The sequence below is a fragment of the Streptomyces sp. HSW2009 genome (assembly GCF_040240285.1).
In the GTDB taxonomy this organism is placed as follows: domain Bacteria; phylum Actinomycetota; class Actinomycetes; order Streptomycetales; family Streptomycetaceae; genus Streptomyces.
In genome coordinates this window covers 1-7,346 of the sequence record NZ_JBEHZD010000413.1, presented here as the reverse complement: position 1 = coordinate 7,346, position 7,346 = coordinate 1, and the positions used below count along the sequence as shown (strand labels likewise).

Annotated in this window: 4 protein-coding genes and 1 pseudogene; 1 reads left to right on the top strand and 4 read right to left on the bottom strand. The window is 75.1% G+C overall.

Annotation, left to right across the window (positions count from 1 at the left end):
- Positions 1–2,478 (bottom strand): AfsR/SARP family transcriptional regulator (locus tag AAHZ94_RS24880; RefSeq protein ID WP_349995363.1); only part of this gene is annotated, 2,478 nt, incomplete at its 3' end.
- A gap of 427 nt (positions 2,479–2,905) precedes the next feature.
- Here AAHZ94_RS24880 and AAHZ94_RS24875 point away from each other — a divergent pair.
- On the top strand, positions 2,906–4,423 hold the full coding sequence (locus tag AAHZ94_RS24875) for an MFS transporter (protein ID WP_349995362.1): 1,518 nt from the start codon (positions 2,906–2,908) through the stop codon (positions 4,421–4,423).
- Here AAHZ94_RS24875 and AAHZ94_RS24870 read toward each other — a convergent pair.
- From AAHZ94_RS24870 to AAHZ94_RS24860, 3 genes and pseudogenes are all read right to left on the bottom strand, one after another.
- The gene (locus AAHZ94_RS24870; RefSeq protein ID WP_349995361.1) at positions 4,359–5,216 is read right to left on the bottom strand and encodes a DUF3626 domain-containing protein; all 858 of its coding nucleotides are present in this window, start codon (positions 5,214–5,216) and stop codon (positions 4,359–4,361) included. The two genes, AAHZ94_RS24875 and AAHZ94_RS24870, sit on opposite strands and share 65 nt — an antisense overlap.
- A gap of 191 nt (positions 5,217–5,407) precedes the next feature.
- Positions 5,408–6,682, bottom strand: a complete 1,275-nt coding sequence (locus AAHZ94_RS24865) for a mannosyltransferase family protein (protein WP_502964770.1) — start codon at positions 6,680–6,682, stop codon at positions 5,408–5,410.
- Positions 6,683–6,851: 169 nt separating this feature from the next.
- Positions 6,852–7,346 (bottom strand): annotated as a pseudogene (locus AAHZ94_RS24860) (hypothetical protein); the annotation flags it as partial.

Sequence of the window (7,346 nt, the reverse complement as noted above, 5' to 3'; positions counted from 1 at the left end):
CCCCCGCCCCCGCCCCGCGCGCGGCGGGCGGGGGCGGGCCAGGGCGCTGCCGACGAACCACTGCAACCGGGCCCGCAGCACCGGGTCTTCGAGCCCGAGCGTCGGGTCCTCACCCACCGGCTGGCCGGGTGCGCCGGCCGGCGCGGTGCGCAGCTCCACTCCTGCCAGCCAGGCGCGGGCCGTCCGCGACCCGGCCGACGAGGCGTCGCCGGCGGCGGCCAGCGCGGACCTGAGCGCCCTGCGCGCCTCGGTGAGCCGGCCGCGCAGGAACCAGTACCAGGCCAGTGAGTTCACCAGGCGAACGGCGTCCCCTGGGGTGTGCCCCGCGACCGCCAGTTCCAGTGCGCGCCGCAGATTGACCGTCTCCGCGTCCAGCGAATCGAGGCAGCGCCGCTGGTACGGGCCACGGAGCCGGGCGTCGTCGGCTGCGGCGAGCTCGACGTAGCAGCGTACGAACCGGGTTCGTACGGCCGCCGTCTCGCCCGCCTCCGCGAGCCGTTCGACGCCGTACGCGGCCACCGATTCGAGGAGCCGGAACCGGCCGGCGACGCACGTCACCAGCGAGCGGTCGACCAGGTGGGCCAGGAGTTCGGGCACCTGCCCGGCCGGCAGTTCGGCGTCGGCACAGACCGCCTGGGCCGAGGCCAGGGTGCAGCCGTCGGCATGCACCGCGAGCCGGCGCAGCACGGCCCGTTCGGCCGGCGGGAGGAGCTGCCAGCTCCAGTCCAGCATCGCGCGCAGCGTCTGCTGGCGGGCGGGCAACCCGCGCGCCCGCACCTCGGGCGGGGCGAACCGGCCACCCCGTACCGCGGGTGTGGCGAACCTGCCGCACAGTTGGTCGGCCAGGGTGTCCGGGGGCAGCGTGCGCAGCCGGGGGGCCACGAGTTCCAGCGCCAGCGGGATGCCGTCGAGCCTGCGGCAGATGGTGGCGATCGCCCGCGCGTTCGCCGCGTCGAGTACGAATCCTGGCACCGCCGCAGCGGCCCGTGCCACGAACAACTCGACCGCGCCCGACCGGGCCACCAGGTCCGGATCGGAGTGCGCGCCGTCCTGCGGCAGCGCCAGCGGCGGCACCGGGTGCAGCACCTCGCCCGGGATGCCCACCGCCACCTGGCTGGTGACCAGCGCCTGGGCACGGGGCGCGGCGGCCAGCAGCGCGCCGGCGAGCACGGCGACCGGGTCCACCAGGTGCTCGCAGTTGTCAAGCAGCACCAGCAGGTGCTTGTCGGCCACCGCCCGCCCGAGCCAACCCACCAGGTCGTTCAGGTCGGGCTCGGTGGCGGCGGTGTCGCACAGGCCGAGTGTCGTGATGACCCGTTCGGCCAGGTCGTCCGGGGTGGAGCCGGCGCCGAGCCCCGCCAGCTCGACCCACCACACCCCGTCGGCGAACTGCTCGGCCAGGGCGTGCGCGGCGGCGATCGCCCGCCGCGGCTTGCCGACCCCGCCGCGGCCGACCAGGGTGACCAGCCGGGCGCCGGCCGGCACTGCGGTCAACCGCGCCCGCACCTCGGCGACCGCGGCGTGCCGGCCGACCAGCGGGGTCAGCGGCGCGGGCAGGTTGGTACGGCGGGAGGGTGCGGGCGGGACGGATGGTTTCGGCGGACCGGTTGGGTCCGGAGAGTCCGACGAGGTGGACGGATGGGAGAGGTCGGACGGGTGGGCGGGGGCGGATGGGTGGGAGGGGGCGGAGGCGTCGGACCGGCCGGATGGTTCGGTCACCGTCGGCGGCGCCAGGTGCGCGTCCTGGCGCAGGATCGCCTCGTGGAGCGTGCGTACGGCCGGTCCTGGCGACACCCCCAGCTCGTCCGCCAGGTGTCGGCGCAGTTCGTGGAAGCCGCGCAGCGCGTCGGGCTGGCGGCCGGAGCGGTAGAGCGCGTGCATATGGGCTGCGCGCAGCCGCTCACGGAGTGGGTGACGCGCCACCGTGGGCCCCAACTCATCTGCCAGCACTGCGTGTTCGCCCAGTGAAAGACGTACCTCGGCCTGCTCTTCGAGTACGGTCAGCCGCAGCTCTTCCAGCCGGGTGATCTCGCCGCGGGTGAACAGCGCACCGGCGACATCGGCGTAGGCCGGGCCCCGCCACAGGGCCAGCGCCTCGGCGAACAGGGCGGCACTGTCCGCCGGCTGCTGCCGGGTGCGGGCCAGGGTGGCCAGCTCCTGGAAGCGCATCGCGTCGACGGCTCCGGCTGCTCCGGTGGCGCCGTCCGGCAGGAGCAGACGGTAGCCCGCGGGCTCCCGTACCACCTGCTCCCGACCCAGGGCCCGGCGGAGTTGGGAGACCTTGGTGTGCAGCGTGTTGGCCGCCCCGGCCGGTGGCCGGTCGGCCCACAGGTCGTCGATGAGGCGATCCGCCGACACCGGCCCGCCGCCGTGGACGAGCAGGTTCGCCAGCAGCGCGCGGACCTTCACGCCGGGCACCTTCACCGGCTGCCCCGCGGCGTCCCAGACGGTCAGCGGTCCGAGTACCCCGTAGCGCATGGGCATGAGCCTAACGTCAGCCGACCGTCAGGAATGCGTGCGGACCGGTTCGCACAGTGAACTCCCACCCGCTCTCCGAACCGCAACGCAGGGAAGCACCACCATGCACCCATCACGGGACAGCGCCACCCCGCCCGTACGGCCCGGGCAGCCTTGGGCAGTACCCGCCCCGCCCGCGCAACCCGGGGCAGCACCCACCTCGCCCGCACAGCCCGTGCAACCCGGGCAGTCCGCGTCGGCGTCCCCGCCGCCCCGACCAGTCGCCTCGCCGCCCCCGTCAGCCAACCCGCATTCACCATCAACTAGTTTCCCATCCAGGCAAGTTGACCATGCGGCCCCCAAGGCGCCGCCGGCCCGCGCCGCCGGTCCCCGGAAGGTCGCCGGCCCCCGGGAGTGGGCTGGGCTCGCCGTCCTCTCGCTGCCCACCGTGCTGCTCGGCCTCGACGTCACCGTGCTCTACCTCGCTCTCCCCTCGCTCGCCGAAGACCTGCATCCCAGCGGCACCGAAGAGCTGTGGATCATGGATGCGTACGGCTTCCTCATCGCCGGCTTCCTCATCACCATGGGCACACTGGGGGACCGGGTGGGCCGCCGCAGGCTGTTGCTGATCGGGGCCGCCGCCTTCGCGGTCGTCTCGGTGGTGGCCGCGTACGCCGACAGCGCCGGCATGCTGATCGCCGCCCGCGCCGCGCTGGGTGTCGCCGGCGCCACGCTGATGCCCTCCACCCTGGCCCTGATCAGCAACATGTTCACCGTCCAACGCCAACGTTCGCTGGCCATCGGGCTGTGGGCGACCAGCTTCGCGCTCGGCATGGCGCTCGGGCCGGTGATCGGCGGCGTGCTCCTGGACCACTTCTGGTGGGGCTCAGCGTTTCTTCTCGCGGTACCCGTCGCCCTCGTCCTCCTGGTGGCCGCGCCCCTGCTGGTCCCCGAGTACCGGGCCCCGCACGGTGGTCCCCTTGACCCGTACAGCGTGCTGCTGTCGCTGGGCGCGATCCTGCCGCTGGTGTACGCGGTCAAGCGGGCCGCGGCGGACGGGCCCGGTGCCCCCACCCTGCTCGCCGTCGCCGTGGGGTCGCTGTGCGCGACGCTGTTCGTCCGCCGGCAGCGCCGGCTGGCCAGCCCGCTCCTTGACGTACGGCTGTTCGCGAACCGGACGTTCAGCGCCGCCCTGGGGGTGCTGCTGGTCGGGTTGGTCGGTGTCGGCGGCGCGATGTTGCTGATCACCCAGCAGCTCCAGTTCGTGGTGGGGCTCTCGCCCGTGGCCGCAGGACTGTGGATGGGGCCGCCGGCGCTGATGATGTTCCTGGCCGCGATCGGAGCGCCGCTGGTCGCCCGGCGGGTGCCGCCCGGTGTCGTGGTGGCGCTCGCCCTGGCGCTGGCCACGGTCGGGTACGTGCTGCTCGCCGGGGTCGACACCGCCGACGGGACGGCCCCGGTCGTGGTCGGCTTCGCCCTGGTCTACCTGGGGCTCGGGGCGATCGCCTCGCTCGGCACCGACCTGGTGGTGGGGGCCGCGCCGGCGGAGCAGGCGGGCGCGGCGTCGGCGATGTCGGAGACCGTCCAGGAACTGGGCCTCGCGCTGGGCGTGGCGACCCTGGGCAGCCTGGCCACCGCCGTCTACCGGGACCGCGTCGCGGACGCGATCCCGGCCGGGACGCCGAGCGGGGCGGCCGATGCGGCGCGCGAGAGCCTGGCCGGGGCGTCCGCGTCGGCGCGGCACTTCCCGGCCGGCTGGCTCGACCAGGCGAAGGAGGCCGCGACCGCCGGGTTGAACCTCGCCATGCTGGTCGCCGCGGTGGCCAGCCTGCTGCTCGCGCTGCTGTCCGCGCTGGTCCTACGGCACGTGGGCGTCATCGGGGACGACCCGCCGGAGGCCGCTACCGGGTCGGTTGACCCACCACCGGCGTCCCGAACCGGGCCAGGTAGTGCCACACCCTCTTGACCGCCTGCGGGTCATGCCGGTCGGTGCGGGCGGCGTCCCCGATGATGCGCGGGGTGAGGACGCCGTCGACGGCGATCCGGCTGCCCAGGGTGACGAACTCCGGGCCGCGGTAGTCGGGGTGCCGGCGCAGTTCCTCCACCGTCAGGCGCAGGCCCGTGTGCCATTCGACGGGGCAGCCAAGGAGTCGGGCCGCGGCCTCCACGTCGGTGTCCCGGTACGAGGGGTCGAGCACCAGCGCCTCCGCGTGCTCCCGCGGCCGTACCGGCCCGTGCACGTGCGCCTCGACGTAGTCGTCCAGCGCGTCCTGGTCGTCGGCGAGCGCGAGTTCGACCAGGCCCATCAGGGACGCGGTGCCGAAGTCGGCGGGTTCGAGGTGGCTGTCCGGGTAGCAGAACGTGGTCCGCGCCAGGGTGTCGGCCGTCAGCCGCAAGTACGCGGAGCCGAACCGCGGGGCCCCGCCGACCGGCTTGCGGCGGAAGTCAAGCGCTCCGTAGACGGGCCGCTCCGCCGCCGGCGCCCGGTCGTACGCGCCGGCGAAGATCCGGCTCTCCCAGCGCCACCGGTCGCCACCGGGGTGAGCGGTCAACCCGCCGTTGCTGGTGCCGGTGACGAACTGCGAGGAGTACACACCCTGCTCGGCCATGGCCGCCAGGACGGGCCGACCGCCCTGCAACCGGTCCGGGTGGAAGTTCAAGGTCACCCGCAGCGTCGGGTCAACCGGCGGGCCGGAGGCCAACCCCGTCACATGACGAAGGGCCTGTTCCTGTGCTGTCGGGACGGCTGCGGTGCTCATGCGGGCAGTCTTGCGCACCCCGGTCGGCCAGGCCCGGGATTTTCCCCGGCACACCCACGAACCAACCGGGCCCCGCCCCACGCGTACACACCCACCACCCCCACGGGGCCTGGCCTCCCCGACCCACCACCAGCCGAGACACCCCAGCCCACCACCAGCCGAGACACCCCGACCCACCACCAGATGACGCCCTACCCAGCCCACCGCCCGGTGAGGAACGTGAGGGCGAAGACGGTGCTGAGGGGGCCGACGAGGCACAGGTAGGCGGTGGTGAAGCGGCGGCTGCGCAGGCTCCAGGCGGCCAGGGTGACCCACAGCGGCCACCACAGCAGGGTGGCGCGGGGGAGGGACATGTACCAGTACGAGGTGCCGAGGGCCCACAGGTTGAGCGCCAGATAGCTGGCCTCGGGCCAGTGGCGGCGCGCCAGCAGCCAGCCGAACAGTGCCACGCCGACCACCATGGCGACCAGTTCGGCCCGGAACATGAAGGCGTAACCGGTGGGGTGTGCTCCGGAGAACGCGGCGTGCCAGGTGTTGCCCCAGGCTTCCCAGGGTGGGTGGAAGGTGCGGTACCAGCCGCGCTCCTGGGCGTGCTGCCACGCCATCCAGTCACCTGTGTGCGCGTACAGGTACCAGGCATAGAGCGCGGCGGGCAGCGCCGGCAGCGCCAGCCACGGCAGCGGGCGCCACCCGCCGCGGGCCCGGGCGACCAGGACGAACTGCACGGCGATGGCGGCGGCGAGGAACAGCCCGCTGATCCGTACGGTGGTGGCCAGCGCGGCCAACGCGGCGGCCAGGGGCCAGCGGCCACGGCGGGCGGCCAGCCAGGCGGGCAGCGCGAACGCCAGGAACAGCGCTTCGCTGTAGCCGACGGCCAGGAAGACCGCACACGGCGAGAGCAGCAGGAACAGCACCGCACGGCGGCCCGCGTCCGGGTGCGGCAGGTACGACTCGGCGACCCGCGCCAGGGCGAGCACCGCGACGGCGCCGGCGACCAGGGAGATCAGCAACCCGGCCGCGGCCCAACTCGGCCCCACCCCGTGCACGGCGCGCAGCAGCAGCGGGAAGCCGGGGAAGAACGCCTCCCGGTTGTCCCACCCGTCCGTCGTGGGCCCGGCCGATCCGGGGAAGTAGCCGTCCCGCGCCACGTGCAGGAAGTGGCCCCAGTCCCAGCGCTGGAAGGGGGCGAGCGCGGAGGCCGCGGTGTGTGCGCGGGAGTCGGCGGGGAACAGCCACCCGGCGCCGTACGCCGTCATCCACACGGCCACCCGGGTGAGCAGGTAGAGCCACAGCACCTCGCGGTCGGACGCGCTGATCCGGTGCCGTAACCCGGCGCACCGGGCCGGCCGCCCACGCAGGGTGGGCCCTGGCACCCGCGTGTCACACGGTTCCCCACCATGCGGAGCCGAAGCGGAGGGCGGGGCGGCCGGTGTGGCGGTGGTCGGGAGGGCGGGGAAGACGGTCATGGGTCGCTCTCAAGGCTGGGCGAAGGCGTGCGGAACCGCCCCGCGGCCCGGTCGGGCGGGCCACGGGAACGTACGGACGTGTGGGGTGCGGGGGCCGGCGCGCGGCTGGCGTACGGGCAGGGGTGGGAGTGGGGGAGCGGAGGGTGTGCCAGCGAAGGCGCGAGGCGGCTCAGCTCGGGGCGTCGGTGGCGCGGCCGGCCGCCGCGTACGTCTCGGTCGCGGTCCCCGCGGGGTCCCTCGCCCCGGCCGCGTCGGTGGTGTGCGCCGGGCCGCCCGCCTCGGTGGCGCCGCCTGCGCCCTGCCCGGGCGGCTCGGTCGCGGGCTCGCCGCCCCGTACCCCCTCCGTCCCCCCCTGGGTCGGCCGGTGCGGGACGTCGTGGGTCGCGGGCGGCGAGGTGGACGGGAGCGAGGCGGTGGGTGAGGGGGCCGGTACGGGGGACGGCGGGCTGGTGGCCGGCGCGGTCGGGCTGCTGGTGGCCGGCAGCAGCGCCGTGCTGGCCGCGGTGCCCGCGCCCACGACGAGGCAGGCCAGGACGGTCAGCCCCGCCACGCGCCGGCGGCTGTGTGTTTTACACATCTCCGAGCCCACGAGACGGCCGCCGATGGGGGGGGGGGGGGGGGGGGGGGTAAAAAAGAGGGGGGGGGGGGGGGGGGGGGGGGGGGG

Excerpts from the sequence above, each read along its gene's own strand:
- AAHZ94_RS24870 (WP_349995361.1), bottom strand. The coding sequence starts at position 5,216 with ATGAGCACCGCAGCCGTCCCGACAGCACAGGAACAGGCCCTTCGTCAT.
- AAHZ94_RS24865 (WP_502964770.1), bottom strand. The coding sequence starts at position 6,682 with ATGACCGTCTTCCCCGCCCTCCCGACCACCGCCACACCGGCCGCCCCG.